This window comes from Pseudomonas alliivorans (assembly GCF_017826695.1).
GTDB lineage: Bacteria > Pseudomonadota > Gammaproteobacteria > Pseudomonadales > Pseudomonadaceae > Aquipseudomonas > Aquipseudomonas alliivorans.
The window spans coordinates 325074-349946 of the sequence record NZ_JAFFZW010000004.1; the positions used below are offsets into that span (position 1 = coordinate 325074).

Genomic DNA, 24873 nt, shown 5'->3' on the forward strand with positions numbered 1-24873 from the left:
TCAGCCCTGTCGCCGCGCCCGGTGACTGCGGTAGGTGTCCAGCACCACGGCAATCACGATCACAGCGCCGGTGATGATGCGCTTGGTAGGCTCGGTGGCGCCGATCTGAGCCAGGCCTGCGGCCAGGACCGAAATGATCAGCACGCCGAAGAACGTGCTGATGATCGAACCGCGCCCACCCATCAGGCTGGTGCCGCCAATGACCACGGCTGCGATCACCTGTAGTTCAAGCCCGGCACCGGCATTCGGATCAGCAGCTTCCAGACGCGATATCTGAAACAACGCGGCCACACCGGCCAGCAGACCCATCAGCGAGAACACCAGAATCTTGTAGGGCTTGGGATTGATGCCTGCCAGACGCACGGCCTCTTCGTTGGTGCCGATACCGATCAGGTAGCGGCCGAAGACCGTTCGTGTCAGCACCGCCTGAGCGACGACGATCACCAGCAACGCAATAATGAAGGACGGGGAAATACCGAATGCCACCGGGTTGGACAGCCAGGCGAACGAATCACCGATGTAGGCCGTACGCGAGTCGGTCATCTGGTACGCCACGCCACGGGCCATCTCCAGCACGCCCAGCGAGACGATGAATGACGGAATGCGCCAGGCGACGGTAATCGAGCCAGTGATGGTACCCGCCAGCGTTGCACAGGCAATCCCCAGCAACGCGGCCGGAAACACACTCCAGCCCCAGCCCAGAACAGCCACGCTGACAGCGGCGGCGGCCAACGCCAGTACCGAACCTACCGACAGATCGATGCCGCCGATGATCAGGATCAGGGTCATGCCGACAGACAACACCATCAGATCGGGAATCTGGTTAGCCAGGGTGCTGAAGGTCTGGTACGACAGGAAATGGTCACTGAGCATCGAGAACAGGACAATCATCGCCAGCAAGGCGCCCGCCAGCCCCAGATAAGTGCCCAGGCCGAAATAATTGCCGCCGCGACGGGCCGGCAATGTCAGTGTCGGGGATGTGTCGTTTTTCATGGCTCGTTCCTGGGCGCTGCATCATTGAGCAGCGCATCACGTTTCTGATAACCGGCAAAGGCTGCGGCCAGCAATTGGTCCTGAGTCCAGCTGTCGCGCTCGAACGTTTCGATCAGTCGACCGGCCGACAGCACGCCGATGCGGTCACAGATCAACATCAATTCACGCAGATCACTGGACACCACCACCAGCGCCCTGCCCTGACGGGTCAGTTCGCCCAGTAGCGCGTAAATATCGAATTTTGCGCCGACGTCGATGCCTCGTGTGGGCTCATCGAACAACATGACCGGACAGTCGCGCTCCAGCCAGCGGCCGATCACGACCTTCTGCTGATTGCCGCCGGACAGCTCCGACACCAGTTGAGTAGGACTGGAACTGCGGATGCGCATGGCGTCCACCTGACGCTGTGCGAGCTTGAGTTCATCAGCGGCATTGACGATGCCTGCGCTGGAAATGGCCTTCATGTTGCCCAGCGCGATATTCGCACTGATCGATTGCGACATCAGCAAGCCTTCGCTCTTGCGGTCTTCAGTGATCAGGGCAATGCCATGCTCGACGGCATCGGCAGGCGAACGAATGGTGACGGCCTGCAATGGCTGCCCTACTTCAATCGTGCCACTGTCGGCGATATCAGCGCCGTAGATCAGACGCAGAAGCTCGGTTCGTCCCGCGCCGATCAGGCCGGAGATACCGAAGATCTCGCCACGACGGACATCGAACGAGACATCCTGAACCTTGCCTTTGCGATTGAGCGATTTGACCGACAGTGCGACTTCGCCAATCTGCCGGGCACCCATGTCCATGTGCTCACCCAGTTCGCGCCCCACCATCAGTGTGACCAGTTGCTCGCTGTTGTAACGGGAAATAGGCTCGACGCAGACCAGTTTGCCGTCACGCAACACGGCGATGCGCTGCGATACTCTGGCCAATTCTTCGAGGCGATGGGAAATGTAAATGATCGAGACACCACGCGCCTGCAGCCGCGTGATCTGTTCGAAGAGCATCTCGACTTCACGCGACGTCAGCATCGCCGTCGGCTCATCGAGAATCAGCACGTGGCAGTCGCCAGCGAGGTTACGAGCGATCTCCACCATCTGCTGATGGCCGATTCCCAGGTCGCCGACCAGCGTGTCCGGATCAATCGCTTCCAGGCCAACCTGGGCCATGGCCTTGATGGCGTTTTCACGCAGACGCTTGCGATCAATCCAGCCCGCGCGACGCGGCAGATCGTCAAGAAACAGGTTTTCGGCAACGGTCAGGGTCGGCAGCAGGTTCAGCTCCTGCATGACCATACGCACGCCAAGCTTTTCGGCCTGAGTACGATTGGCAGGCTGGTAGGGCTGCCCCTGAAACTGCATGCTGCCGGTGGTGGGCGTGACCAGCCCGCCGATGATCTTTGACAAGGTGCTTTTTCCGGCACCGTTTTCCCCGGTCAGGGCCAGCACTTCACCGCGCATCAACGTCAGGTCGACATCGCCAAGCACGGGTTGAGCGTAGGTTTTACCAATGCCACTGACCGAAAGAACAGTCGTCTGAGCAGACGCTGACATACGTTTCTCCCAGCGCCTGCCCTGTTCGGGCAGACGCCTTTCACTCGGTGTGGATCAAGGTTGGGTGACGAGTTCGACCGGCGTTTCGATAACGCCCTTCTCATTGGTATCGACCTTCTCGCCCTTCACGGCCTTGAGCGCCGCTTCGATCCCGAACACGGCCTGTCTGGCAGCGTACTGATCGGCGGTGGCGAGGACGCGACCGTCCTTGAGCATCGGCTTGATGGCGTTGATGTTGTCGTAACCCACCACCATCACCTTGCCTGCCTTGCCTGCTGCACGCACGGCAGAAACAGCGCCCAGTGCCATGCTGTCGTTGCCGGCCAGCAATGCCTTGAGGTTCGGGTATTCGTTCAGCATGGCGGACGCAACGGCGTTGCCCTTGTCGATTTCCCAGTTGCCGGACTGTACCGACACGACCTTCATCTGCGCCTTGTCCATGGCGTCCTTGAACCCGGCCGTACGCTGCTGAGCGTTGGTGGTGGTCGGCACACCTTCGATGATGCCGACTTCATCGCCTGCCTTCAGTCTGGTCGCCAGGTAATCACCCACCTGAGCAGCGCCCTTGCGGTTGTCCGGGCCTACGAACGGAATCTGCAGGTTCTTGCTTTTGAGTACGTCGGCATCGAGCTGGTTATCGATGTTGACGACCTTGATACCCGCATCGCTCGCCTTCTTCAAAACCGACACCAGCGCTTTCGAATCGGCAGGCGCGATGACCAGCGCGTCGACTTTGGACACGATCATCTGCTCGACGATACGAATCTGGCTGGCAGTATCGGATTCATCCTTGATGCCGTTGGAGACAAGATCGAACTCACTGGCGTGTTCTTTCTGATAAGCCTTGGCACCGTCTTCCATGGTCCGGAAGAATTCGTTGGCAAGGGATTTCATGACGAGCGCGACTTTGGGCTTTTCAGGGGTCTGGGCATGTACGGCCGAGAGGGGAACGATTGCCGCAAGGGCAGAAAACATGGCGACAGCGAGAAGGCGTCCAGCGAATGGCAGCTTCATGGGTTCATCTCCGATCTTGTGATTATTGTTCGGGCGAACGGCGCAGAATCAATCCTGGGAATTGATGCGCAAACGTTTGCGAGAAACGAACTATGAAAAATGTCGCGGGGTTTGTCAATCGACGAAATGAAGTCTGCCCGAAGGATTGCTCCGGGCAGCGCTGTCTTACTCTTCGGGGCGTACTGTGGCCACTTCATCAGCCTTGATTCGGATGGTTTTGCCGGAAATGTCTTCGAATTCATAGAAGCCATCACGACTCTTGGTCTTCGGCGCGTCCTTGGTAATGTACTGCGTTCCGTCCTGCAACGTAACGACCGAGGGGGTGGAGCACCCGGACAGCATGAAAGAGGCGGCAACCACGGCAGGCAACACCAGCAATTTGAGTTTCATGTTTACTCCTGAGACCAGATGGGACGGTGGTCGCAAAACGATACAGGCATCGCAAGGCGTCGGAAACATTATCCTGCGTAAGTGTTGCTAAAGATTCGACACTGAAATACTGTACGCACATACAGCTTATTCAGGGACTTTTTCCGTGGCAAATCAATCCTCAGCGACGTCCGGCCCAGACTCCTATCAGCGCATGGGCATTCGTGTACAGAAGATCATCAACTCGCCGACCGCGCAGAAATCCAGAGCCGCCCTGCTCTTTCGCCTGCAGGATGAATCGGAAAATGATTGGGCTCAGTTGCTTGAAGAAATAGCCGAGAATGACAACGTCACCCTCGCCTGGCGCGATGATGGCGGCGTACAGTTGTTCTGGACAGTGCCCAGGGAGGATTGAGGAGGCGGTTTTTTGTTCTTCAACGCAGCCTCTGATTTGAATCCCGCTACGCCTGGCCTGAATAACGCATGGAGTGTGACCGTGATTATGCTGGATGGGATTCCTGACGCCTTCTTCAACCTGCTGGCGCACAGTATCGGCGTACGCATACTCAAAGCATTGAGTGGTGGGAGATTCAAAGGCGAGCGTGGGTTCGCATGGGGCTGGGCGCTGGTCGTCGGGAGCGTGGCACTGATCGCCCCCCTCGTAGCATTCATCACCTGGCTGATTGTCAGCAGATCAGCCAGTTAAGCACCCTGCAAGATCCTTTTCATTCCTCGATAGCCGACCCTGTAAATCCAGTTTTCCGTTGCCAAATCGACTCAGGGAGCGGCTTTTACACTTTTCCCCTGACACCCTCATTTGAGCAGTCATGCGAAATTTTCACACGCGAATGGATATGGCCTAGTGCCACTTGTCGGACGACTGTTCACCTATAATCAAAACGGTGTAATTCTCAGTCCACCCCTTCTGAGACAGCAGTCCGATCAAGGCGACGTGCAAGCGTACACGCCTGTATCGATCTCGAAATGATGTTGCAGTGTCGAAGCAGCCCCGCTTCGAACTGCTCAGTACCTACCGTACTCATTTTAAGATGGCGTATCTCTACGCCCTACAGGCAGATCACGATGAATCAATCGGAATTTGAAATTCACTATCGTTTCAAGGGCGAAACCCGCTCATTCCTTCACCAGGCCCCGCAGTTCAGCCAGAGCGATGCGCTGCATTGCGCAACGCTGCACGCAGGTGTCGGTACGGTCAGCGATCATGTCGCTGTCGGACCTGTGCGGCTGGCGACCTTGCAGGCTCAAGGTTTTGGTGTGACCGAGGTGCTCTGGAAGCGGTGTACGCAGCCGGAACAGACCTGACTCCGCATCCGTAAAATGCGCAATAAAAAACGACCTCGCATGGAGGTCGTTTTTTTGGGACACCAGCTACACAACCTAAATCGCAGGATAAGCACCTGTGCCTTCAGGCCATGGCGTCAGCAACTCGAAGCCTGTCGAAGTGACTGCAACCATGTGCTCCCATTGTGCGGACAACGACATGTCGCTGGTGAGCACCGTCCAGCCATCCGGCAATGTACGGGTGCCCGCCTTGCCTGCGTTGATCATCGGCTCGATGGTGAAGACCATGCCTTCCTTGAGTTTCAGGCCCTTGCCCTGCGTACCGTAGTGCAGCACCTGCGGCTCTTCATGGTATTTGCGTCCGATGCCGTGCCCGCAATACTCGCGTACCACACTGAAACCTTCGCGATGGGCGACGCTCTGGATCGCGTAACCAATATCGCCCAACGTTGCGCCCGGACGTACGGCGTGGATGCCGGCACGAGTGGCTTCGTAAGTCGTTTCAACCAGACGCCGCGCCAGCGGACTGACCTCACCCACCAGATACATACGACTGGTATCGCCGTACCAGCCATCCTTGATGACGGCCACGTCGATATTAACGATGTCGCCATCCTTGAGGATGTCCGATGCCGAAGGAATACCATGGCACACCACTGCATTCGGGGAGATGCAGGTCGTTTTGGTAAACCCGTGATACCCGACATTGGCGGGAATCACCTTGAGCTCCTTGACGATGTATTCGTTGCAGATGTCGTCCAGCGCTTCGGTGCTCACGCCTGCCTTGACGTAAGGCGTGATCATCGCGAGCACATCCGCGGCGAGCCTGCCGGCAATGCGCAACTGAACGAGATCCTGCTCGGTCTTGAGACTGATGCCGCCGCTCATGAGGCCGCCTTCGACAGTTCAGTCAGCTTGACGGATTGAGTCGCCAGCACAGTGCCGTCAGCGTCTTCGAGACGAATCAGCATCTGGCAGATTTCGCTGTAGTCCAACGTGGGATGCAGCTCTGCGAGCATGCCGATACGCATCCAGTGCTCCGCCTGAGCATTGATGGAACGACTCAGTGCGACACTGGCGCAACGCAGGTCCGCATGCATGTGTTCGGAAATTTTGACCAGGCCCATGGTTCACCTCACTTTGAATATACGAAGCATATACGTTTCGTATATTCACAAGCAACAGGCGTGGTTTTTCAGGAGATCGGTCAAGACGCTTGAACAGCGACAGCACCCGCTGGCTGAGCAGCCGCGACGACCATGGACACTTGCGCCTCGTATGCATTGAACTGGCGCAGTGCAGCGGCAAGGGCCAGAAAATCTTCACGCTGCATCTCGTTGACTGACGCACCGGTGCGAAGCTGATGAGCGACCGGGCTGTGCGCTGACTTCAGGGACATGGAACACCTCTTTCTCTTTACTGGTTATGCATACAGTATTTAGATCCAGAGGCTAATACAAGTCCGGTTACGACGAATGGTCGTCGATATTCAGGGGCTGATTATCGGCCAGCGCCTGCAGGCGTGTTACATCGGCAACGCTCATCTCAATGCCATGCGCCATCGATCTGGCCCGCTCGGCATGGCGACGATCACCAGGCATACGCGTCTGGCCCACACCGTGAAGCTGCTGCACAAGCACCTCACTGCGTTGCGCGAAGGAATGGCCGCTGCCTTTATCGGGATCGATGACGATCAGCAGCTGACCGGTCCAGGGCGTCTGCGCGCCAGGATGCTTTGACCAGTCGAACTCGAACGAGAAATTTCCGCCGGTCAGACCTGCCGCCAGCAACTCGACCATCATCGACAATGCCGACCCCTTGTGCCCGCCAAATGGCAGCAGCGCCCCGCCGTCCAGAATCGCCTTGGGGTCACAGGTCGCCTGCCCTTGACGATCCACGCCCATTCCCTCCGGCAGAAGACGGCCTTCACGGGCAGCGATCTGCACGTCACCATGGGCCATGGCGCTGGTCGCCAGATCGAAAACCAATGGCGACGACTCATGGCGAGGCGCCGCGAATGCGATGGGATTGGTTCCGAACAAAGGCTTCTGTGCTCCATGCGGCACGACGCAGGTCATGCTATTGACCATGCTCAGGGCCACCAGCCCCTGCTCGGCGAACGGCTCCACGTCCGGCCACAACGCAGCGAAATGATGAGAGTTTCGGATGGCAAGAATCGCAATGCCTGCGCTGCGTGCCTTGTCGATGAGCAACGGCCGCGCGGCCGCGAGCGCGGGCTGGGCAAACCCGTTGGCCGCGTCGACCCTCACGAACGCAGGTGCGACATCCTCCACGACCGGCACAGCCTTGCCGTCCACCCAACCGCTGGCCAATGAAGAAAGATACCCCGGAATACGAAAGACGCCGTGACTGTGCGAACCGTCCCGCTGGGCACTGGCACAGTTTTCAGCAAGGACACTTGCCACATCCAGCGACGTGCCATGGGCCAGAAAGATTCGTTGCAACAGCTCGGTCAATTGCGCAACGGAGAGTGTTCGGGTCGATTCATCAGGGTGAGCCGCGTGCATCTGGAACTCCGGGATCGTGACGATCAGGGCGGGCAATGGATTGCACCAAGAGTAACGCCGCGCGCGTTCCAGAAATACTCCCGCAGTCCGATACATCAATGAGAGCCGATCACATTCACGAAGAATTAAGCCGGGATTGATACATCGTAACGGTCCAATGTTCTCTCCCTCTGCCATCCGAGGGTAGAATGCGCCAGCGGTCAGTAACGGAGAGTCCATGAACGAACCCAGCCTCAGCGAAGCAAAACACGAGCAGATCACCGATGCCGCCGCGCACTGGTGCATGCGACTGCACGCTGACGACTGTTCGCCTGCCGAGCGAAAATTGTTCGATCAGTGGCTCAAGGCTCATCCGCTGCATGCGACCGAATTCGAGGCAATGCGGGATATCTGGGAGATGTCCGGACAGCTGGAACCGGTCAATCCGCCGCCCGCGCACGTTGTATCGAACGCAGTTGCAACGCCGGATATCTCCCCAGGACGCAGGCGCACGTGGCGTCATCTCGCTGTGGCTGCGACCGTTGCCGCACTGGCTGTACCGCTGGCTGGCTACATCGGCTGGCGTCAGGGGATAATCCCCAACGTCTATGAAACCTACACCACAACCAACACCACTCGCCTGGTGACCATGGACGACGGCAGCCGTGTGGAAATGGATCTGGGCACAGAACTGACCTATGCCAATTACAAGGACCGCCGCAGCGTTACCGTGAAAAAAGGCGAGGCGTTCTTTGAAGTCAGCCACGACCTCACCCACCCTTTCGTAGTGGACGCCGGCGCCGGGCGCATCAAGGTGACCGGCACACGCTTCAATGTGTGGACGTATCAGGATCAGGTTCGGGTGATGCTGGTCGAGGGTTCGGTACAGGTCAGCAGCGATCGCTCGCAACCTGAGTTCAGCGATCACCTGGACCCCGGCATGCAGGCGGTCTACAAGGCCGGTGATAACCGCCCCGGCATCAGCCACGTTGCCGCAGACGACACAAGCCTGGCATGGCGTAACGGCAAGCTGATCTTCAATGACCTGCCCTTGAGCCAGGCGCTGCCAATGATCAATCGTTATCTGCAGACGCCGATCCTGCTGGCGGACAATGCCACCGGTGCAGTTCGTCTTGGCGGGACTTACAACACCCGCGACATCTCGAGTCTGCTCACGTCACTGCCCAAGGTATTACCGGTTTACGTGACGCAGAACCAGAACGGTAATCCGGTCCTGAACAAGCGCGGTCCAAACTCACCCAAAGGCTGACTTGCGGCTGGAAACAGGTGCTGTTCTTACATCCTGAAACATCCCTTTCGCCTGAAGCGTTCTCCGCCTGATGCTGCTGTTCCTGCAACTCCATGCGCAGTATCGCGGCTCGACAGCCAACTCTCTGCTATTTTTTTTGCGTTCGCACCTGAGGTTTTACGCCGCTCGTTCGTCTTATAGATGAGATTTTGTTTAAAAGCCTGAAAAGGAATTTGCGCATGTTCAATCGCCAAGGAACAACGACCCGTACGATGCTCAGGCAGACGGCCATTTCTGCGCAGGCCCAGGCGCCTGCGGCAGAGGTCGAGCGACCTGGCAACGACCACATCCGCCTGCTGCTCAAGAGCTTCGGTCTGCGCACCAGCCTGGTGAGACTCAAAGTGCTCGACGCACTGCTGGTATCGAACGAAAGCGGTCAGTCGCTTGGCGTGCGCGGTGTGCACAGTCAATTGCTCAGACTGGATGTGCCGCTGTCATTCCTCAGCGTGCGTGAGGTGCTCAAGCGTCTGTGCGATGAGGGCGTGATCCATCTCAACGAGGACAAGACCTACAGTCTGCATCCTCGTGCAATGGAATGGCTGGGCGAATCGGCCAAGTAATCTGACGATCCGTGATCTCAGCGCCTGACCTTGCGGCGCATGATCCCGTTGAGCACCACGACCAGCACAGCAACGCCGATGGCGATGTACTGGAAAGTCTTCTCGCTGATCACACCGCTGTTCTGCAAGTGCGAGAGGCCCAGCATGATCGCCAGTACACCCAAAGCGATCAGAATCGAGTAAATCAAACGCTGCTTGTTGGTCATTTCGGTTTTCCTGAGTACGTCATGAACGGCATTGGCGCTGCGCAAATGCGCCGACATCTTACGCTGATGCTCGCACGATGGCATGGGTGGAATACGTCGCACTCATTCACCACCTCCCCCCTCGCCTGCCAAACGCAGACAATCATCAATGCGCTTGATGGTCGTCATGCCGGATTCAATGTTGCCGTGAAAAACTCACGTGGTTTAATGCGGACCTGTTTCAAATCGTTTCCTGTCATTGCCAAGGAGTTTCACATGCCCCATGAAGGCAGCCTGCTGCAGGCCGCAGTGGTGTTTCTAATCGCCGCCGTCATCGCCGTCCCGTTGGCCAAACGCCTGAAGCTGGGTGCCGTGATCGGTTACCTGGCCGCCGGCGTCGTGATCGGCCCCTCGGTGCTGGGGCTGATAGGAGATACGGAGAGTGTCAGTCACATTTCTGAACTTGGGGTGGTATTACTGCTGTTCATTATCGGTCTTGAACTGTCGCCCAAGCGTTTATGGGTGATGCGCAAGGCGGTGTTTGGCGTGGGAACGGCCCAGGTTTTGCTGACCGGTCTGGTCATCGGTGCAGTCGCCCTGGTTGCGTTCGGGCAATCGATGAATACTGCGATTGTGCTGGGCCTTGGGCTGGCGTTGTCATCCACTGCGTTCGGTCTGCAGAGCCTGGCGGAGCGCAAGGAACTGAACAGCCCGCACGGGCGCACGGCGTTCGCCATTCTGCTGTTTCAGGACATTGCGGCCATTCCGCTGATCGCGCTGGTGCCGTTTCTGGCGGGCGGGGATCATGCGACCAGCACTCAGGAAAGCATCAATCATGGTCTGCGCGTCCTGGGCAGCATTGCCATAGTGGTCGTGGGCGGACGTTACTTGCTGCGTCCGGTGTTTCGCATCGTGGCCAAGACCCGTATCCAGGAAGTGTCGACCGCTACTGCACTGCTGGTGGTGATGGGTACGGCATGGCTGATGGAGCTGGTCGGTGTGTCCATGGCGCTGGGCGCTTTCCTGGCGGGTCTGCTGCTTGCCGACTCTGAATACCGGCACGAACTGGAAGCCCAGATCGAACCGTTCAAGGGCCTGCTGCTGGGGCTGTTCTTCATCAGTGTCGGCATGGGCGCGAACATCGGCCTGCTGTTCAGCGCGCCGCTGGTGGTGCTTGGCCTCACGGTGTTGCTGGTCGCAATCAAACTGCCGCTGCTGTTCATCATCGGCCGCACGGCAGGCGGTCTGAGCAAGCGAAGCGCATTGCGCCTGGGTCTGGTGCTGGCAGCGGGGGGTGAGTTCGCGTTTGTGGTATTCAAGATCGGCAGCGCCCAGGGTCTGTTCGACGCAGGCCTCTATGACATGTTGGTGCTGACCATCACCCTTTCGATGGCGATCACCCCGCTGCTGTTCATCGCGCTGGCGCGCTGGATCAAGCCCAAGGCCAAAGTGGTGGAAGTGCCCGAAGAGTACCGCGATATCCAGACCGACAAGCCACGCGTGGTCATCGCCGGCATGGGCCGGATGGGCCAGATCGTTGCGCGGATCCTGCGGGCGCAGAAGATCCCGTTCATTGCACTGGACACTGCCGTGGAATCCATCGAATTCTCACGCAGTTTCGGCAACGTCCCGGTGTTCTATGGCGACCCGTTGCGTCCGGAAATCCTCAGAGCGGCCAAGGTGCAGGATGCCGAGTTCTTCATCATTGCCACCGATGACCCGGACATCAATATCAAGACTGCCGAGCTGATCAACAAGCTGTACCCGCACATGAAGATCATCGCGCGCGCACGCAACCGCCAGCACGTTCACAAGCTGATGGATGCGGGTGCACATGCGGTGCGTGAGACGTTCTACTCAAGCCTTGAAATGTCACGACAGACCCTGCTGGGGCTGGGCCTGAGCGAGGCACAGGCCAATGCACGCATCAGCCGCTTCAAGCGCCACGACGAACAGGTGCTCGCCGCGCAACACGAGATCTACGACGACGAAGCAAAAGTGCTGCAAACCGCGCGCGAGGCCAGGGTCGAGCTGGCCCAGTTGTTCGAGGCCGACCGGCTCGACGAAGAAGAGGCCGCCAAGGCCTGACCTACCAGCCACCGCCCAGCGCGCTGTACAGCCCGACCAGCGCCTGGGCCTGAGTGGTCGAACTCTGGACCCATTGCTCCTCGATATCCAACAGGGTGCGCTGCACCGTCAGGACGTTGAGGAAGTCCACCACGCCTTCTGCGTATTGCCTCTTGGCGGTGTCCAGCGCGATTCGGTTCTGGCGCACGGCTTCATCCAGTTTGCGCTGCTGAAGCTGGCTGGCGTTGTAGAGACTCATGCTGTCATCGATTTCCTGCCAGGCACGCAGAACGGTCTGTTGATAGGCCAGCGCGGTTTCCTGTTCCTGTGCCTGGCGCAAACGCAACATGCCACGCAGCCGGCCGCCTTCGAAAATCGGCAGGCTCAGTTGCGGACCGATACCGAACTGGCGTGAGCCCCAACTGCCGAGATCAGACAGCTGCAAGGCTTGAAAGCCGACATTGCCTGACAGCACGATGCGCGGATAGAAATCGCCTTGCGCGACACCGATGCTCGCGGTTGCCGCATGCAGTCGCGCTTCGGCGCGGCGAATGTCCGGACGGCGCTGCGCCAGTTCGGAAGGCAGGCCCACGGGAACAGTGGTGGGCACGGCAACCATTTCCACGGGCTTTTCCAACTCGCTCTGCAGCGCTCTCGGCGACTGCGCCAGCAACAGGCTCAGTGCATTGATCAGCCTGGCCTGTCGCTGCTCAAGCACCGGAAGACGGGACTCGACGGCCGATACCTGCGCAGCGGCTTCAGCTACATCCAGGTTGGTCGCCACTCCACTGCCCTGCCTGACCTTCGAAAGCTCCAGGCTGCTACGGGACAACTGCAGATTTTGCCGGGTCACGGCGAGGACTGACTGGGTGCCACGCAACTGCAGATAGTCCCTGGCCACTTCGGCCTGGAGCGACAGCAACGCCGCGCGCCGGTCATTGTCTGCAACCTCAACGCTGGCATCGGCAGCCTCGACCTCACGCCTGACCCGCCCCCACAGATCGACCTCCCAACTGGCATTGATGCCGCCGTCCCACTGACCGAATGCCGCCCTGCCCTCGTTGCCCGACGGATCGTTCAACCCCTCGGCACTGTTTCGTTTGCGCTGGTAACCCAGCCTGCCCTCCACGCTCGGTGCTTGCTCACCGGCCACCACCTGACGTGCCGCCCGGCTTTGCGCCAGCCGCGCCTCTGCCATTTTCAGATCAAGGTTGGAAGCAGCCGCCCGATCAATCAGTGATGACAATTGGGCGTCACGGAATATCTCCCACCATTGAGCCTTATAAGGGGTGGTATTAATTTGACTGACTGCCTGTTCTCCCTGAATGGGCAACCATTGCACGTCGCTGGTTTGCGGACGCTGGAAATCCCGTCCGACCTGGCAGCCCGACAGACTCGCCAGCAGCACCAGGCTGCTCGCTGCAACGACGCGGCTCACAAGGCACCTGCTTGCTGTTCAGTGGGTGAGGATTGTGTGTCGATGCTGGCATCCACCGACATCCCGACCCTCAACCGGGCGGCAAACGGCTGCCCCGGATCAAGAACGATTTTCACCGGAATACGCTGCACGACCTTGGTGAAGTTCCCCGTGGCGTTGTCGGGCCGCACGGCTGCGAAGGTCACGCCGGTAGCCGGGGCAATGCTTTGCACGTGAGCCTTGAAGACTTCGTCAGGATAGGTGTCGACACGCACCTCAACCGCTTGCCCAACGCTCACATGGGTCAGTTGGGTTTCCTGAAAATTGCCCACCACGTAGGCCTCGGCGAGCGGCACCACCGACAGCAACCTGCTGCCCGGATTCACATAGTTACCGACGCGCACTGCCCGCTCGCCCACCACACCATCGATGGGCGCAACGATGCGCGTGTAGGAGACCTGCAACTGCGCTTGATCACGCGCGGCCTGTGCGTGCCTGAGACCTGCCTCGGCACTGTGCTGGCGAGCCGTCAGGATGTCGACCTGCTTGCGCTCGGCCACCAGTGACGCACTGGCACTGGCGTGGTTGGCATTGGCCGTGTCGATCCGGTTACGCGCCTGCTGCGCGTTCTGCACGGTGCCTGCACCGGCACCTGCCAGATGCTCGTAACGGTCGCGCTCCTGCTCGGCAAAGCGCACCGCGGCCGTGCTGGCCGTCAACGCGGCCCTGGCCTGATCAATGATCGCCGTCTGACGCTGCAGCAAGGCGGTGACCTGCTCCAGCTCCGCCGCTGCGCTCGCCACACCCGCCTCTGCCGAAGCCAGCGCAGCCTGCACATCGCGATCATCAATCATGGCCAGCAATTGCCCTGCCTTGACCGGCTGATTGTCCTCCACCAGCACCTGGCTGATGAAGCCCGACACCTTGGGCGCGACCACCGAATAATCGGCCGTGATGAACGCATCGTTGGTGGCCTGACGGGTGCTGTCGCCGGTCAGTGTGTAGATCCCCAGACCAGCGAGCACGATTGCCGCGCCACACAGGGCCAGGGTCTGTTTTGAAGTCATGCTCATGAAAAAGGTCTCGACAGGAAATCAGTTCGGTGCACGAGGCGGATAGACCCGCGTCGGCATCAGAGGAATCAGCAGCACCAGCCCTGCGGCCAGCCAGCCCATGCAGAAGTACAGATCGGCACTGGTCAGCACCACGGCCTGCTCATGCAGACGATGGGTCAGGGAGGCCACCGAATCGTCCGCAGCCAGCCAGGGGGAATTGCCCAGACGGTCAACCAGCACATTGGAGTGAAAATGCTGGCGCGAGGTGGTCAAGGCTTCCAGTACGCCGGTGGCGATAACCGCCGACAACCCGCGCACGGTGTTGAACCACGAAGACGCGAACGGGCCATCGGGCGGCGCGATTCCGCCAGTTGCCTGCATCAGCAACGGCAAGACCGCCATTGGCTGGGCAACGATCTGCAGTAGCTGCAAACCGTAGAAGTTGTCGCGAATCCACTCCGACGTCATTTGCGTCGCCAACCCGCAATACAGCGCGAGCAGGCCGAGGCCGATCGCCAATACCCAGCGGCAATCGATCCAGCGCACATTGCACAACGCTGCCACCAGAGGCAGTGCAAACAGTTGGGGCAAAGCAACGATCAGCATCAGCGGAGCAGTCTGCAACGGCCGGTAACCGTGCACCTGGGCCAGATAGGAAGACGGAATCGAGGCGACTGCCGTCAGAACGATCAGCACGCCTCCCAGCGTCAGCAAGGCGTGCGACAGGTTTCGGCTTGCCAGCAACTGCAGCTTGAAGAACGGCACCGGGGTGAACCACTCATTGATCATGAACGCCACTATCAGCACCACGCCGCCACCCAACAGCCAGCAGATCAGCCGAGATTCGAACCAGTCCAGACGATTGCCTTGCAGGATGCCGATCACCAGCGCAGCAATGGCAGGCAGACCGAGCAGCACGCCACGCCAGTTGAACGCCTTGAAGCGCTCCAGACGCAACGGGTCCTGGGGAATGCCGTGGGCGATGGCGATCATCGCGACCAGGCACGGAGGGATCACCTGCCAGAACGTCCACTGCCAGTTGAAGTGCTCGGTCCACAAGGCGGCGAGCGGCGTGCCCAGACTCGGGCCGAAGGTTGCGGTCAGTGCGTAACCGGCCAGTCCATAGAGCTTGATATGAGGCGGCAAAAAGCGCAGCGCAACGGTCATCAGCATCGGTGGCAGACAACCCGCCGCCAGACCTTGCAGGATGCGCAGGACCAGCAGGCTGGCGTAATTCGGCGCGAACGGACACAACAGGCCCAGCACGACGAAGGCCGCGATCGCGCCGAGAGTGAACCGTCGCAACGACAGGCTGACCGCGAACCATGGCGCAAACGCCATCGCCGCAACCGAGGTTGCCGAATAGGCCGCCACCAGCCAGGTTGCCTCATCCGCACCGATGAACATCGCGCCACGAATGTCGGCCATGGCGATGCGCGTCACGCCCTCGTTGATCCCGGCGACCAGCACCGCCAGCAGCACGCCCAGAAGCCCGATGATCGTCTGCAGCCCGAATACCGCAGGTGCAGGTCTCACGGGCTGCGCAGCAGGAGTGACAGCGTCGATAGCGACGAGGGAAGACATGGGCGATGGATCCAGAGCGAGGGAAGCGCTGGCATTTTAGAAAACGGCGTCGCTCAGGAAAATTTACATTTGCACAGGGTATAAGTGCACGGGACGCACGAATGCAGATGCATACATGTCTCTACGTTTATGGATGGCTGATCGCAGCTCAAGCGTCACTCGGAAAAGAGAGATGAACTCGGGAACGTGACGAGACGGCAGGCTCATGCATACGGGCTGTCCCAATAACGCTTGTACATCCCGAGTCTTTTCTTCACGCCTCGAGGCAGGCGTTTTTCCTGCCTGCTGAGCTTGTAGGCCAGCAGCTTGACGGCGTTGCGGACGAAGGACATAGGCCACCAGAGAAAGCGTCTTGGGCCGAGAAACGCGAGTTCGGACTTCACGTAGCGCATACCTTCGCCCGCGATGCCGCCGAAGGTTTCGTAGATCCACGCTTCACGGGACTGGAACACGCCAATGTCGAAGTAGCGCCGAAACTCCTCACGCAGACTGTAATTGTGCGAATGCCGACAGACCGCCGAGCCCTCGTAGGCCACTTTCCAGCCGTCGATCAACATCTTCGCCGTCACGTACATGTCCTCGGAGAGAATCACATGCCGGGGAAATCCGCCAATGGACAGCAAGGCTTCTCCGCGATAGGCCGCAAAGGAATTGGACATGAATGGCGTCTTGATGCCCAGCACCGGCGCGTCGGCCAGGGTCTTGATCTGAGACGTCGGCGGATAATTGAACAGCCGCGCGTGCTGGGCCAGCAGGTTGGCGTTCTTGTGCGGCAATTGCCGCCCGCACACGGCACCGACCCCGGGATCGGCGAATGGCAGCAGGATGTTGGCAATTGCATCGACGTCTTCGACGTAGGCGTCCTGAGTCATATAGACGTAAACGTCATACTCGGGATGCAGATCGACCATCATCTGCCGGGTGCCGCCATGGTTGAAGTCCTTGCCGTCGATGCGCAATACGTTTGCGCAACGGGCCCGAGCCAGCTCAAGCGTGCCGTCCGATGAACTGGAATCGACGATCAGCGTGTCGAACGTCGCCGTCTGCATGGCCAGAGAGTCCAGCAGGCGCTCCAGTTCCTTACGTCCGTTGTAGGTCGGGATGACACAAGCCACTCTCAATGACGCCATAACAATACTCCGGGGCGAAAACAGGATGCCCTACTTGTCAGCGTTGTTGAGGGTAGCTCATGCCCGCTCAGCCAGCCATGACGTCAGCCCATGACCTCGCTCAAGGCGATAAAGTTGACCCAGTCACCTTCAGTCACCGTTGCCCCCTCACGCACCTCTATCAGCCCGTCGGCCCAGGCCGCGCTACGCAGCACACCGGAGCTCTGGTTACGATAGGGAACCGCCTTGCCCTGCTCGAGACGCCCGCGCAGGTATTCGCGACGATTGCCCGGACGCGTCCAGGCGAACCCGGCAGGCACCGCAAACTTCAATGGCGCGACGTCGAGCACGCCCTGGCGGCGCAACAGATAGGCGCGGGCCAGCAACGCAAAGGTCACCAGGGTGGAAGCCGGATTCCCCGGCAAGCCGATGACCGGTACGCCGCGAAAATGCCCGAATGTCAGTGGTTTGCCTGGTTTGATGGCAAGCTTCCAGAGTGACAGCTCGCCTTCTTCGCGCAACGCATGACCCAGAAAATCCGCCTCGCCCACCGACACGCCGCCGGTGGACAGAATCAGGTCGACCTCGTGCAGACTCGCCAGCGCGGCGCGGGTCTTCGCCAGATCGTCCGGCAGGATTCCGGCATCCACGACTTCGCACTGCAAACGCTTCAGCCAGCTGCACAACAGCACGCGGTTGCTGTTGTAGATCTGCCCCGGCCCGAGCGGCTGGCCCGGCTCGATCAATTCGTCGCCCGTCGACAGCACCGCCACGCGTACCCGCCGAACCACATCCAGCTCTGCCAGCCCCAGCGAAGCAGCCAGTCCCAATTCGATGGGCCCCAGGCGTGTACCAGCCGCCAGGACCGTATCGCCAATCCGGGTTTCCTGTCCCTGAGGACGGATGTTCTGCTCCACCTTCAGTGATTCGGTGAAACGCACGCGCTGGTCATCCAGCACCTCGGCGTTTTCCTGCATTTCGACGCAATCAGCGCCCTCAGGCACCGGCGCACCGGTGAAGATGCGTGCACAGGTACCGGGCGCCAGAGGCTCGGGAGCCTGGCCAGCGAAGATACGCTGACTGACGGGCAGCGGCTCTCCGCGCCAGTCAGCCACGCGCAGGGCGTAGCCGTCCATGGCGCTGTTGGGCCAGGGCGGCAGGTCCAGCGTCGATACCAGATCGGTCGCCAGCACGCGGCCTTCGGCATCGAGCAGCCTGACACGCTCATGCTGTGTGATCGGCGCGGCCTCAGCCATTTCCAGCAGACGCGCGATGGCGTCTTCGACAGGCATCAAGGCCTTGGGCTCAGCGCTCATGGCCGTTCAACCACGGGTCGCGCAGGGCTCGGCCTGCTTGAGATGAGGAACGAAATTGCACGGGCGGAAACGTGAATCCAGTTGCTGAGCCAGGATGCCGTCCCAGGCGGTACGCACAGCGTTGGTGGAACCCGGCAGGCAGCAGACCAGCGTTGCGTTGGACAGCCCGGCCAGCGCACGCGACTGAATGGTCGAGGTGCCGATGTCCGGCACCGAAATCTGTCGGAACAGCTCGCCGAATCCATCGACCTGCTTGTCCAGCAGGCAGGCCACGGCTTCAGGCGTACTGTCACGTCCGGTGAAGCCGGTGCCGCCGGTGATCAATACGACCTGAACCTGCTCATCGGCGATCCAGGTCGCCACCTGGGCGCGGATTTTATACAGGTCGTCCTTGAGCAGGACGCGCTCGATCAGGCCGTGACCGGCTTCGGTCAGGCGATCGACAAACATCTGGCCCGAGGTATCGGTTTCGCGGGTGCGGGTGTCGCTGACGGTCAGTACAGCGATGTTCAGGGGTACAAAAGGTGTGTCAGCCTTTGCTTTCATGGCCTCGATCCGGTTGTTAAGGAAACAGGCCGGTGTTATATCACAGCACTCCTTTTGACTGCCTGCCGAGTCTCCGATGATCGCCTCTGCCCCATTGCCGCCCTGCTCGATTCTGCTGCTCGCAGGAGGTCGCGGCCAGCGCATGGGCGGTCGCGACAAAGGGCTAATCGCGTGGCAGGGCGAACCGATGATCCAGCATCTGCATCGTCTGGCGCGGCCGCTGACCGATGACCTGATCATTTCCTGCAATCGAAACCTTGAAAGCTACGCCGCGTTCGCTGACCGACTGGTTCAGGACAGTGACACTGAGTTCAACGGTCCGCTGGCCGGAATCCTCGCCGCGCTACCGCTGGCCCGGCATGACACGCTTTTGGTGCTGCCCTGCGACGCGCCGCTGATCGATAAATCGCTGCTGGACGCACTGCGCCAGCTTGCGGAAAGGCACCCGGACAACCCGGTCATGGTGCGTGAAGGTGAACATTGGCAGCCGCTTTTATGTATCATCCCGACCGCCCACGCTGCGACGCTGGAAGCCGCATGGCAGACAGGCGAGCGCAGCCCACGGCGGGCGTTGGCACCCCTGCATCCTGTGGCCCTGCAACTGGAGGCGGGAGACCCGAGACTGGCCAACCTGAACACACCCTGTCTGCTGGCCGGATCAGATGACAACCGACACAAGTGACTGTTCATTGAACTTGCTGCGGGTGTATACGTCTTACGGTCAGTTAATCAAGAATCCATCTGGAGACACAGTAATGAAACAACGGACCCTTCCCGCTGCCTTTCTGCTTGCACTGGGCATCGCCTCTTTGGCTGGCTGCGCTTCGCCCACTGTGATCACTCTGAATGATGGTCGTGAAATCCAGTCTGTCGACACTCCGAAGTATGATGAGGACTCGGGCTTCTACGAGTTCAAGCAGCTTGATGGCAAGCAGACCCGCATCAACAAGGATCAGGTACGTACCGTCAAGGATCTGTGATCCTCGCGTAGCGTCCCTGATGTGAAAAAACCCGCCGAGTGCGGGTTTTTTTTGCCTGCTCGCTTCGTGACTACCAATCGAGTGTCAGGCGGCTGTGAAACTCGCGGGGCTTGCCACTGAGCGGGTCGTCGAAACGCAGCGCCTTGGCCAGCAGCTTGAGCGGCTGTTGATAGTCATCGACCGCATCCCTGATCACCTCCGGGTAGAACGGGTCGTTGCAGATCGCAGCACCCAGCGCGGCCATATGTACGCGCAACTGATGTTTCTTGCCCGTCACCGGGTACAGCCCATAGCGCCAGAGCGATTCATTGCGTTCGAGCACTTCGATGCGGGTCTGCGTATTTGCAGGCCCCGCTGCTTCCTGCATGCGGAAGAACGGTTCGCCATCGACCAGACGGCTCTCGTGCAATCGTGGAAACTCGATCGAAGGCAGCGCAGGCGCAATCGCCTCGTAGAACTTGTCGATACGCCGCGTGGGAAACAGTGCCTGATACGCGGAACGGGTCTGCCTGTTGGCCGAAAACAGCACCAGCCCGGCGGTGTGACGGTCGATGCGGTGCAAGGGCACCAGATCCGGATTGTCCAGACGATGAATCAGACGACGCAGCAGGGTCTGCTCGACGTATTCGCCCGCAGGCGTGACCGGCAGAAAGTGTGGTTTGTCGGCGACCACCAGATGTTCGTCGGCATACAGGATGGTCTCGACGACAGGAATCGGCGCCTCGTTCGGCACTTCGCGAAAATAGTGAATCTTCAGGCCTTCGCGGTAAGCCAGGTCAGCCGTGATGGCTTTGCCGCTGGCGTCCAGCACCCGCGACCGGGCCATACGGTCCAGCCACTCTTCGCGACTGATGGCGGGAAACTTTGCGCACAGGCAATCCAATACCGTCGTCCATGGGCCTGCAGGCAGGTACAGCGTACTGGCTTGCTGGTGAGCGGCGCGAAAAACGGATTCGGACATGCGTGGACTCGTCATCTCTTGAAAAGGCTTGAACGGCTATGGCCGCGCATTATCCCTGATCGGGGCGATCACCGCACAGAATCAACGCATGGCAATTGATCCGCCACTGCGTCACTATTAACCATCTGGTACATTTTTTTGAAACCTTCCCGCCATCGGGCGGCACGACAAAAACAAGAGACATACCGTCATGAGCCACGTTGAATCAACCTCCGTACTCGCCGGCCTGATCGGCTCAGGCATTCAGGCATCACGCACCCCGGCGCTGCACGAACACGAAGGCGATGCGCAGGGCATTCGCTATCTGTATCGCCTGATCGACATTGACGCGCTCAAGCTGGACATCAGCGCCCTGCCCCGCCTGGTCGAAGGTGCGCGTGACTGCGGCTTCACCGGCCTGAATATCACCTTTCCCTGCAAGCAGGCCGTCATCCCGCTGCTGGACGAGCTGTCCGAGGAAGCGCGCGGCATCGGCGCAGTCAATACCGTGGTGTTCAAGGACGGTAAAAGCACCGGCCATAACACCGACTGCCTGGGCTTCGCGGAAGGCTTCAAGCGTGGCCTGGACAAGGCGCCACGCCAGCATGTCGTGCAAATGGGTGCAGGCGGCGCGGGGGCTGCGGTGGCTTACGCGCTGTTAAGCGCAGGCGTGGAGCGCCTGAGCGTGTTCGAGGTCGAACCGCAACGCTCTCAGGCCCTGGTGGACAACCTCAACGCCCATTTCGGCGCAGGCCGGGCGCAGGTCGGTCTGGATTTGCCCGCAGCAATGGCCGAAGCCGATGGCGTGGTCAACACCACACCGGTCGGCATGGCCAAGTTGCCCGGCACGCCATTGCCGGTCGAGCTGTTGCGTGCTGCGCAGTGGGTCGCGGAAATCATCTACTTCCCGCTCGAAACCGAACTGCTCAAGCATGCTCGCACACTGGGGTGCCGCACGCTGGATGGCACGACCATGGCGGTGTTTCAGGCCGTGAAAGCCTTCGAGCTGTTCAGCGGCCGGTCAGCGGATGCCGAACGCATGATGCAGCACTTCCACAGCCTTTAGTCTTCAGGCTTTCAGGTAACGCAACACAGCGTCACAGATCATCGCCTTGTGACGCTGCCTGACCTCATCGCTCCACAGCTCGATCTGGAAGATCTCGCTGAAGGTGTGGCGGTTGGAAATGCGATAGAAACAGAACGAGCTGATCATCAAGTGCAGGTCGATCGGGTGCACGCCTGCTCGAAACTCGCCACTTTCCTCGCCTCGACGCAGAATGTCTTCCAGCGCCCGGATAATGTTCTGGCTCTTGGCCTGAATAGTATCGGACTGCTTGACGTTTTCGCCGTTGTGAATGTTTTCGATGCAGACGATGCGCACGAAATCCACGTTGTTGTCGTGGTGATCGAAAGTGAACTCCACCACGCGATGGATCGCCTCGACAGGCTCCAGCTCGCCCAGCTTCAACTCACTTTCGGTGTTGCGGATATCGCCGTAAAGCTTTTCCAGAACCTCGACGTAGAGCTGTTCCTTGCTGCCGAAGTAGTAATAGATCATCCGCTTGGACGTCCTGGTGCGTTCGGCTATCGCATCGACGCGCGCACCCGACAGGCCGTGAGCGACAAATTCGGCCACGGCAGCCTGAAGGATGTCTTCGCGGGTCTTTTCCGGGTTGTTCTTGCGACCCAAGGGCCGCGACATGACAGGTTCGAGGGCAACGGAGTCGTCGGTTGTTTTCATTGTTGGCTCATGACCACGGGTTGTGCGTGGAGTATGCCGCCGAGCGTCGAGGCAGGGAAGCTGCGAGACACCTGAGTGCCCGCAGCGACCGGCTGGATCAGATCAAAAGCTCACAGCCGCGCCTGGCGTATCGCCACACTGCGCGCCTTGGCCATTGCGGCCAGGCGTACCGCAACGTTGGCTGCGCCATACCCGACGTAGCCGTTCTTGCGCTGCAGAATCTCGAAGAAGAAGCGTCCGTCGAACGCATCGGTGTAGACGTGAAACAGCTCGCCGCCGTCCGCATCGCGGTCGTACAACACGTTGTAGTACGCCAGCTCACTGAGGAACTCGTCATCGAAATCGAAGCGGGCTGCCAGATCATCGTAATAGTTGAGCGGGATATCCAGCAGCGGCACACCGGCTTCCTTGGCGCGGCTGACTTCGGCGAAGATGTCTTCGCAGGAAAAGGCGATGTGATGCACGCCCGAACCGCGATAGCTCGACAGTGCATGCGAAATGGCCGTGTTGCGGTTCTCGGAGATATTCAGCGGCAGACGCACGGTACTGCAACGGCTGCGCAGTGCACGACTCTTGACCAGCCCGTAAGGGTCCGGCAGCACGACTTCGTCGTCGGCTTCGAAATCCAGAATGCTCTTGTAGAACAGCACCCAACTGTCGAGGCTGTCGGCTGGCAGCGCCATGGCCATATGATCGATGCGTTGCAGCCCCCCTTTGCCAGACACCTGTGAGTTGATGACAAAGTCGCTGTCGTAGATCGAATCCCCCGGTGCAGCGTTGTCGACCAGATAGATCAGGCTGCCATCAGGGGCACGAACCGATGGAATTTCGCGCTCGTTGGGTCCGACCAGCCCGCGATAAGGCTGCCCCTTGAAGGCCCGCGCACGCTCCAGCGCCTGATGACCGTCATCCACCCGCAACGCGGTCGCGCACAGCGACGGACCGTGGGCCTCGAAAAAGCTGTGGGCGAACGAATAGGGTTCGGCGTTAAGCACGATCTTGATATCGCCCTGCCCCAACAGGCTGACGGCCTTGGATCGATGCTGGCCCAGTTTTGCGAAGCCCAGTCGTTCCAGCCAGCCCGACAAGCGTGCACCGTGGCTTTCATCGACGGCAAATTCAAGAAACTCGACGCCGTTGTAGGAACTGGCCGGGGGCGGGCTGAACAGGATGTCCGGAATGGTTGCCTCGGCTTCGCTGGCCAGCAACTGGCGAGTCTTTTCTTCCAGATACAGCAGCGAGCGCAAACCGTCAGCCGCATTGGCGCGCGTCGGTGCCGCGCGAAAACCGTCGTTGAACACTTCCAGCGACAGCGGGCCGGTGTAGCCACTGCGCAGGATGGGCGCAAGAAAGCCTGCCAGATCGAACTCACCCTGGCCGGGGAAGCAGCGGAAATGGCGGCTCCACTCCAGCACGTCCATGGCCAGAATCGGCGCGTCCGCCATCTGCACGAAGAAAATCTTGTCGCCCGGAATCTGCGCAATCGCGCTCGGATCACCTTTGAGCGACAAGGTGTGGAAGCTGTCGAGCAGGACACCCAGCGCCGGGTGATCCACCTGACGCACCAGATTCCAGACCTGCTGCCAGGTGTTCACGTGACGCCCCCAGGCGAGGGCTTCGTAACCAACCCGCAGACCCCGCGCACCGGCATGCTCGGCCAGCAGACTCAGGTCATCGAGCAGGATGTTTTCGTCGCCCACCGAGTCGGCGGAGGCGTTACTGCAGACCAGCACCAGATCGGTGCCCAATTCCTGCATCAGGTCGAATTTGCGCTCGGCGCGGTCAACGTTGCGCTGCAGGCGGTCACGGCGACAGCCTTCGAAGTCGCGGAATGGCTGAAACAGGGTAATGGCGATGCCCAGATCGGCACACATCTGCCGCACGTTGCGAGGGCTGCCGTCGTAGTACAAAAGATCGTTTTCGAAAATCTCGACGCCATCAAAGCCGGCTGCGGCGATGGCCTCGAGCTTTTCGGGCAGAGTACCGCTCAAGGATACGGTGGCAATTGAACGCTGCATGCTTCTAGCTCCTGAATGAACACGACCCTGGCGAATCGTGACTGGACAGCACCGCATTCCTGGCCTTTCCCGGCCTTATTCAGAGGTGCGAGTAAAGTATTTGCCTGTCAAAATACTACAGCAACACAAAGTGTACGAACTGGTTAGTTTTACGTTCGATTATCGAACAGAAGCCGAGTTACTTGATTGACGCTGCATGAAGCAATGCTCACCATCAGCCTCACCTTGCAGCGCCGCAGAACGTTGCGAACTCCCGTTACCCGTAGCAAACCATAACAATTCAAACAACAGGAACATTGCTCATGTGCACC

27 protein-coding genes are annotated in these 24873 nt (G+C 59.7%); 9 read left to right on the forward strand and 18 right to left on the reverse strand.

Annotation, left to right across the window (positions count from 1 at the left end; genetic code table 11):
* The 4 genes from JTJ32_RS14055 to JTJ32_RS14070 all read right to left on the reverse strand — a co-directional run bounded on the left by JTJ32_RS14055 (window position 1) and on the right by JTJ32_RS14070 (window position 3947).
* Entirely contained in the window at window positions 1-993 is a 993-nt protein-coding gene (locus JTJ32_RS14055; RefSeq protein WP_184323086.1) for an ABC transporter permease, read from the reverse strand.
* The gene (locus tag JTJ32_RS14060) at window positions 990-2543 is read right to left on the reverse strand and encodes a sugar ABC transporter ATP-binding protein (protein WP_210042393.1); all 1554 of its coding nucleotides are present in this window, start codon (window positions 2541-2543) and stop codon (window positions 990-992) included. The genes JTJ32_RS14055 and JTJ32_RS14060 overlap by 4 nt, the downstream gene beginning before the upstream one ends.
* Before the next feature lie 54 nt (window positions 2544-2597).
* On the reverse strand, window positions 2598-3518 hold the full coding sequence (locus JTJ32_RS14065) for a sugar ABC transporter substrate-binding protein (protein WP_371321820.1): 921 nt from the start codon (window positions 3516-3518) through the stop codon (window positions 2598-2600).
* 204 nt (window positions 3519-3722) lie between these two features.
* Window positions 3723-3947 (reverse strand): YgdI/YgdR family lipoprotein, encoded by a 225-nt coding sequence (locus JTJ32_RS14070; protein WP_184323088.1) that lies wholly within the window; start codon window positions 3945-3947, stop codon window positions 3723-3725.
* 193 nt (window positions 3948-4140) lie between these two features.
* Here JTJ32_RS14070 and JTJ32_RS14075 point away from each other — a divergent pair, with 193 nt between their 5' ends.
* The 3 genes from JTJ32_RS14075 to JTJ32_RS14085 all read left to right on the forward strand — a co-directional run bounded on the left by JTJ32_RS14075 (window position 4141) and on the right by JTJ32_RS14085 (window position 5249).
* Window positions 4141-4341 (forward strand): DUF1654 domain-containing protein, encoded by a 201-nt coding sequence (locus tag JTJ32_RS14075; protein WP_180274290.1) that lies wholly within the window; start codon window positions 4141-4143, stop codon window positions 4339-4341.
* Window positions 4342-4353: 12 nt separating this feature from the next.
* Complete coding sequence (locus JTJ32_RS14080; protein WP_236059296.1) at window positions 4354-4632, forward strand: hypothetical protein; 279 nt, start codon at window positions 4354-4356, stop codon at window positions 4630-4632.
* 377 nt (window positions 4633-5009) lie between these two features.
* On the forward strand, window positions 5010-5249 hold the full coding sequence (locus JTJ32_RS14085; protein ID WP_184323089.1) for a DUF6555 family protein: 240 nt from the start codon (window positions 5010-5012) through the stop codon (window positions 5247-5249).
* A 75-nt stretch (window positions 5250-5324) separates the two neighbouring features.
* Here JTJ32_RS14085 and map read toward each other — a convergent pair whose 3' ends face one another.
* The 4 genes from map to JTJ32_RS14105 all read right to left on the reverse strand — a co-directional run bounded on the left by map (window position 5325) and on the right by JTJ32_RS14105 (window position 7756).
* Complete coding sequence (gene map / locus JTJ32_RS14090; protein ID WP_184323090.1) at window positions 5325-6116, reverse strand: type I methionyl aminopeptidase; 792 nt, start codon at window positions 6114-6116, stop codon at window positions 5325-5327.
* Window positions 6113-6355, reverse strand: a complete 243-nt coding sequence (locus JTJ32_RS14095) for a ParD-like family protein (RefSeq protein WP_099227466.1) — start codon at window positions 6353-6355, stop codon at window positions 6113-6115. The genes map and JTJ32_RS14095 overlap by 4 nt, the downstream gene beginning before the upstream one ends.
* An 80-nt stretch (window positions 6356-6435) precedes the next feature.
* Window positions 6436-6627: a hypothetical protein gene (locus JTJ32_RS14100; protein ID WP_210042394.1), complete on the reverse strand. Its 192-nt coding sequence runs from the start codon at window positions 6625-6627 to the stop codon at window positions 6436-6438.
* A 67-nt stretch (window positions 6628-6694) separates the two neighbouring features.
* Window positions 6695-7756, reverse strand: a complete 1062-nt coding sequence (locus JTJ32_RS14105; protein WP_210042507.1) for an Ldh family oxidoreductase — start codon at window positions 7754-7756, stop codon at window positions 6695-6697.
* A gap of 217 nt (window positions 7757-7973) precedes the next feature.
* On the opposite strand from JTJ32_RS14105, the gene JTJ32_RS14110 reads away from it, so the two are divergent.
* Both JTJ32_RS14110 and JTJ32_RS14115 read left to right on the forward strand, forming a co-directional pair.
* Window positions 7974-9005 (forward strand): FecR family protein, encoded by a 1032-nt coding sequence (locus JTJ32_RS14110; RefSeq protein WP_210042395.1) that lies wholly within the window; start codon window positions 7974-7976, stop codon window positions 9003-9005.
* 218 nt (window positions 9006-9223) lie between these two features.
* Window positions 9224-9604 carry a Fe2+/Zn2+ uptake regulation protein gene (locus JTJ32_RS14115; RefSeq protein ID WP_210042396.1) on the forward strand — a complete coding sequence of 127 codons (381 nt, stop codon included), beginning with the start codon at window positions 9224-9226 and terminating at the stop codon, window positions 9602-9604.
* Window positions 9605-9621: 17 nt separating this feature from the next.
* Here the strand turns inward: JTJ32_RS14115 and JTJ32_RS14120 are convergent, their stop codons facing one another.
* Window positions 9622-9810, reverse strand: coding sequence for a hypothetical protein (locus JTJ32_RS14120; RefSeq protein ID WP_004886913.1), 189 nt, complete (start codon window positions 9808-9810; stop codon window positions 9622-9624).
* A gap of 255 nt (window positions 9811-10065) precedes the next feature.
* Between JTJ32_RS14120 and JTJ32_RS14125 the strand changes: the two genes are divergently transcribed.
* Window positions 10066-11877, forward strand: a complete 1812-nt coding sequence (locus JTJ32_RS14125; protein ID WP_210042397.1) for a monovalent cation:proton antiporter-2 (CPA2) family protein — start codon at window positions 10066-10068, stop codon at window positions 11875-11877.
* A gap of 1 nt (window position 11878) precedes the next feature.
* On the opposite strand, the gene JTJ32_RS14130 is transcribed toward JTJ32_RS14125, so the two are convergent.
* The 6 genes from JTJ32_RS14130 to moaB all read right to left on the reverse strand — a co-directional run bounded on the left by JTJ32_RS14130 (window position 11879) and on the right by moaB (window position 18883).
* Window positions 11879-13294, reverse strand: a complete 1416-nt coding sequence (locus JTJ32_RS14130; protein WP_210042399.1) for an efflux transporter outer membrane subunit — start codon at window positions 13292-13294, stop codon at window positions 11879-11881.
* Entirely contained in the window at window positions 13291-14346 is a 1056-nt protein-coding gene (locus tag JTJ32_RS14135) for an HlyD family secretion protein (RefSeq protein ID WP_184323095.1), read from the reverse strand. Before JTJ32_RS14135 ends, JTJ32_RS14130 begins: the two co-directional genes overlap by 4 nt.
* 21 nt (window positions 14347-14367) lie before the next feature.
* Entirely contained in the window at window positions 14368-15912 is a 1545-nt protein-coding gene (locus tag JTJ32_RS14140) for an MFS transporter (protein ID WP_210042402.1), read from the reverse strand.
* A 203-nt stretch (window positions 15913-16115) separates the two neighbouring features.
* The gene (locus JTJ32_RS14145) at window positions 16116-17042 is read right to left on the reverse strand and encodes a glycosyltransferase family 2 protein (RefSeq protein WP_210042403.1); all 927 of its coding nucleotides are present in this window, start codon (window positions 17040-17042) and stop codon (window positions 16116-16118) included.
* 83 nt (window positions 17043-17125) lie between these two features.
* Entirely contained in the window at window positions 17126-18337 is a 1212-nt protein-coding gene (locus JTJ32_RS14150; protein WP_210042404.1) for a molybdopterin molybdotransferase MoeA, read from the reverse strand.
* A 6-nt stretch (window positions 18338-18343) separates the two neighbouring features.
* Window positions 18344-18883, reverse strand: a complete 540-nt coding sequence (gene moaB, locus JTJ32_RS14155; protein ID WP_099227477.1) for a molybdenum cofactor biosynthesis protein B — start codon at window positions 18881-18883, stop codon at window positions 18344-18346.
* 76 nt (window positions 18884-18959) lie between these two features.
* On the opposite strand from moaB, the gene mobA reads away from it, so the two are divergent.
* Window positions 18960-19565: a molybdenum cofactor guanylyltransferase MobA gene (mobA, locus tag JTJ32_RS14160; protein ID WP_210042405.1), complete on the forward strand. Its 606-nt coding sequence runs from the start codon at window positions 18960-18962 to the stop codon at window positions 19563-19565.
* Window positions 19566-19638: 73 nt separating this feature from the next.
* On the forward strand, window positions 19639-19863 hold the full coding sequence (locus JTJ32_RS14165; RefSeq protein ID WP_024687986.1) for a YgdI/YgdR family lipoprotein: 225 nt from the start codon (window positions 19639-19641) through the stop codon (window positions 19861-19863).
* Window positions 19864-19933: 70 nt separating this feature from the next.
* Here JTJ32_RS14165 and JTJ32_RS14170 read toward each other — a convergent pair whose 3' ends face one another.
* Window positions 19934-20824 carry a pseudouridine synthase gene (locus JTJ32_RS14170; protein WP_210042406.1) on the reverse strand — a complete coding sequence of 297 codons (891 nt, stop codon included), beginning with the start codon at window positions 20822-20824 and terminating at the stop codon, window positions 19934-19936.
* A 190-nt stretch (window positions 20825-21014) separates the two neighbouring features.
* Between JTJ32_RS14170 and JTJ32_RS14175 the strand changes: the two genes are divergently transcribed.
* On the forward strand, window positions 21015-21869 hold the full coding sequence (locus JTJ32_RS14175) for a shikimate dehydrogenase (RefSeq protein ID WP_099227480.1): 855 nt from the start codon (window positions 21015-21017) through the stop codon (window positions 21867-21869).
* Window positions 21870-21872: 3 nt separating this feature from the next.
* On the opposite strand, the gene JTJ32_RS14180 is transcribed toward JTJ32_RS14175, so the two are convergent.
* Both JTJ32_RS14180 and quiC read right to left on the reverse strand, forming a co-directional pair.
* The gene (locus JTJ32_RS14180) at window positions 21873-22544 is read right to left on the reverse strand and encodes a TetR/AcrR family transcriptional regulator (protein ID WP_099227481.1); all 672 of its coding nucleotides are present in this window, start codon (window positions 22542-22544) and stop codon (window positions 21873-21875) included.
* A 110-nt stretch (window positions 22545-22654) separates the two neighbouring features.
* Entirely contained in the window at window positions 22655-24562 is a 1908-nt protein-coding gene (gene quiC, locus JTJ32_RS14185) for a 3-dehydroshikimate dehydratase QuiC (protein WP_184323103.1), read from the reverse strand.
* Between the last annotated feature and the right edge of the window lie 311 nt (window positions 24563-24873).